This is a genomic window from Patulibacter medicamentivorans (genome assembly GCF_000240225.1).
GTDB lineage: Bacteria > Actinomycetota > Thermoleophilia > Solirubrobacterales > Solirubrobacteraceae > Patulibacter > Patulibacter medicamentivorans.
In genome coordinates this window covers 1-3,711 of record NZ_AGUD01000218.1, presented here as the reverse complement: position 1 = coordinate 3,711, position 3,711 = coordinate 1, and the positions used below count along the sequence as shown (strand labels likewise).

The following is a 3,711-nucleotide window of genomic DNA, read 5'->3' as shown; positions in this document are numbered from 1 at the left end:
GTCCGCGAGGCCCAGCGACGGGTGCTGCCGGCCGCCGACGCCGGCACGCTGCCGACCGACCTGGTCGCGGTCCTCGACGGCGGTCGCGCCGCCCGCCGACGGGATCCCGCCGGGGCCGGGCCGGCCGACCTCAGCGGCCGCGAGCTCGAGGTGCTGCGCGCGCTCGCCGGCAGCGGCAGCCTGCGCGACGTCGCCGATGGCCTGTTCGTCTCGCGCAACACGATCAAGACCCACACCCGCGCCCTGTACTCCAAGCTCGGCGTCGCCTCGCGCCAGGACGCGGTCCGCCGCGGACGCGAGCTGGGGCTGCTCGGCCGGAGTCGTCCGGCCGCGGCGCTGACCGTCCCCGCCGCCCATCCCCAGGAGCGCCACCGATGACCCTGCATCCCGATCGATCGACGGCGACGCCGGCGGCCGAGCGCTTCGGCCTCGCGACCAGCACGGTGATGGTCGTCGAGGACCACGACTTCCAGCGCCGGACGATGCTCCAGATCCTCGCCAACCTCGGCGCCGGGGCGCTGCTCGAGGCGGCCGACGGCGAGGGCGCCCTGGCGCTGGTGGCGGAGGGCTCGGTCCCGGACGTCGTGCTCTGCGACCTCGACATGCCGGGGCTCGACGGCGTCGCCTTCCTGCGCGAGCTGGTCGCCCGCGGGATCGACGCCGAGGTCGTGATCGTCAGCGGCCTGGAGGGCCCGCGGCTGGCGGCGGCCGAGCGCGACGCGCGGGCCGCCGGCGTCCGGCTGCGCGGCACGATCGGCAAGCCGCTGACCGCGCGGCGGCTGCTCGCGGTCCTCCAATGAGCGGGTCCGGGCGGCGGGCGCGACCACGCCGGCGCCCGCCCTCGATCCGCCAGGGCCTCGGCGCGCTGCTGGCGGCGGTCGTGCTGCTGGCGGTCGGGCTGCTGTTCGTGACCGCGCTCCAGCAGCGGACGGCGGACGAGCGGAGCACCGCCGAGCAGGCGCGCGTGACGTCCTTCCGGCTCGCCGACCAGATGCGCCAGACCTCGAACGACCTGACGCGGATGGTGCGCCTGTACGTCGCCACCGGCGACCGGCGCTACAAGGACTACTACGACCGGATCCTGGCGATTCGCAGCGGCAAGGCGCCGCGGCCGCTGCACTACGACAGCTCGTTCTGGGACCGGGTCCTGGCCCGCGGCCTGCGCGGGGTGCGGACCGGGCCGCCGGCGTCGCTGCCGGACCTGATGCGGCGGGCGCACTTCGCTCCGGCCGAGTTCCGGGCGCTGGCCGAGTCGCTGCGCCACTCCAACGACCTGGCGGTGACCGAGGTCCAGGTGATGGCCAAGGTCGCTCCCCGGATCGCCCGCGGGATCGACGCGGGCTACCAGCGCGACACGGCCGCCCAGTACGAGCGGCTGGTCGACCTGGAGTACCACCGCAAGAAGGACCGGATCATGGCCGCGATCGAGCGGTTCACCGGGCTCGTCGACCGCCGCACCGCCCGTCGCGCCGACGGGCTGCAGGCCCGCACCGATCGGCTGCTGGCGGTCCAGACGACGATCCTGGTCCTGTTCGTGCTGGCGGTCGGGGCGGCACTGGCGTTCGCGGCCCGGACGGTCGTCCGCCCGCTCCAGCGGCTGGCGGCGGCGACCCGCGCGATCACCCGCGGCGACTGGAGCCAGCGGGCCAGCCCCGACGGGGTCCGCGAGCTGCGGCAGCTGGCCGGGGACTTCAACGAGATGGCCGATGCGGTCCAGCGCGACCTGGCCGCGAGGGTCCGCGCGGAGCAGGAGGCCAACGACGCCCAGCAGCGCCTGCGCACGATCGCCGACCGAGTCCCGGGCGCGGTCTTCCAGTTCCACGTTGACCGCGACGGCGCGCTGTCGGTGCGGTTCGCCAGCCGCGACGCCAGCATCCACGGCGCCGACGCCAACGAGGGGGTCGAGTTCCCGGCGGTCGCGCAGGCGGTGCTCGCCGCCGACCGCGGGCCGTGGCTGGACTCGATGGTGGCCGCAGTCCGCTCCGGCGGGGCCTGGCAGCACGAGTACCGGATCGTGGCGGCCGACGGCTCGATCGAGTGGATGCGGGCCCAGGCCGTCGCCCGCAGCGAGCCCGACGGCTCCGGCGACCTCTACGGCTACGTCGGCGACGTCACCGACCAGAAGGCGCTGCAGGCCGACCTGCTGCGGGCGCGCGAGGAGGCCGAGTCGGCGGACCGGGCGAAGTCGGCGTTCCTGGCGATGGTCAGCCACGAGCTGCGGACGCCGCTGGTCGCCGTCACCGGGACCCTCGAGGTGCTCGCGCTCGACGACCTCGACGGCCGCCAGCGGGAGCTGGTCGACGTCGCCCTGCGCTCGGCCTCGACGCTGCTGGCGGTGATCGGCGACGTGCTCGACTTCTCCAAGATCGAGTCCGGGCACCTGGACCTGGTCCCGCGGCCGACGGCGATCGGCCGGCTGGTGGAGGAGCTGGCGGCGCAGTACCGCCACAACGCGGCCGCCAAGGGCGTGCGGCTCACCAGCGCGGTCGCGGGCCCGCTGGCGGCCGTCCACGTGGTCGACGCCGACCGGTTGCGGCAGGTGCTCGGGAACCTCGTCGGCAACGCGATCAAGTACACGCCCGGCGGGGAGGTCGAGCTGCGCGTCGAGGCGGCCGACGGCGCCGAGAGCCTGGCCTCGCCACCGGGCCAGGACGAGCGCGGGAGCTCGCGGGCGACAGCGCCCGGCGCATCGGGGCCGGACGTCGTCCAGGCCATGACGTTCGCGGTGCGCGACACCGGGATCGGCGTCTCCCCCGAGGACCAGCGGCGGCTGTTCGCGCCCTTCGCCCAGGCCCGGACGCGCAACGACGGCACCGGCCTGGGGCTGGTGATCGCCCGCCAGCTGACCGAGGCGATGGGCGGGCGGCTGACGATGGAGAGCGCGATCGGCGAGGGCACGACGATGCGGGTCGCGCTGACGCTGCCGGTCTCGGCCGAGGGCGAGCAGCAGCGGCTCGCCGGCGGCGGGCCGACCGCCCGCCGCCGCCGCCCGTCGCGGGAGGGCGCGGCGGACGACGGGAGCCTGGTGCTGCTGATCGAGGACCACCCGGTCAACCGCGCGGTCCTCCAACGCCAGCTCGAGGCGATCGGCTTCGTGACCGACGTCGCCGGCGACGCGGCCGAGGCGCTGGAGCGGCTGCGGCGGACGACCTACGGGCTGGTCTTCAGCGACGTCCAGCTGCCCGACCTCGACGGCTACGAGCTGATCCGCCGCTGGCGCGAGGAGGAGCGGGCGATCGCCGGGCGCCAGCGCGTCCCGGTCGTGGCCCTGACCGCGAGCGCCGTCCACGGCGAGGAGGAGCGCTGCCGTGCCGCCGGGATGGACGACCTGGTCACCAAGCCGGCGCCGATGGCGGTGCTGGCCGGGACCCTGCGCCGGTGGCTGCCGCACGTCGCCTGGGAGGAGCCGATCGCCGCGCCCGACGCGGCGGGGGCGACGTTCGACCGCGGGGTCCTGGCCGAGGTCACCGGCGGCGATCCCGCCTTCGAGCGGTCGCTGATCGAGACCTTCCGGACGTCGCTGCGGGAGGACCTCGCGCGGGTCGAGTGCGCGCTCGGGACCGGCGACCACGAGGCGCTGCGGGCGGTCGCCCACCAGGTGGTCGGGGCCAGCCGGACGGTCGGCGCGCGGGTGGTCGGCGACGCGGCGCTGGCGCTGCAGCACGCGGCGGCGGACGGCGAGCCGGACGCGCGGCTGGGGGGGCGGGGGGG

At 76.4% G+C, this 3,711-nt stretch carries 3 protein-coding genes; all 3 read left to right on the top strand.

Going from position 1 to position 3,711, the window contains the following annotated elements:
• A partial coding sequence (locus PAI11_RS14175; RefSeq protein WP_244406545.1) for a LuxR C-terminal-related transcriptional regulator occupies window positions 1–378 on the top strand: 378 nt, incomplete at its 5' end.
• Window positions 375–800: a response regulator gene (locus tag PAI11_RS14170; RefSeq protein WP_007575957.1), complete on the top strand. Its 426-nt coding sequence runs from the start codon at window positions 375–377 to the stop codon at window positions 798–800. The genes PAI11_RS14175 and PAI11_RS14170, both read left to right, overlap by 4 nt.
• On the top strand, window positions 797–3,711 hold a 2,915-nt coding region (locus PAI11_RS14165), incomplete at its 3' end, for an ATP-binding protein (RefSeq protein ID WP_040600353.1). The genes PAI11_RS14170 and PAI11_RS14165, both read left to right, overlap by 4 nt.

What these genes read in the sequence shown, in the direction of transcription:
- PAI11_RS14170 (WP_007575957.1), top strand. Translation starts at nt 375, where the DNA reads ATGACCCTGCATCCCGATCGATCGACGGCGACGCCGGCGGCCGAGCGC.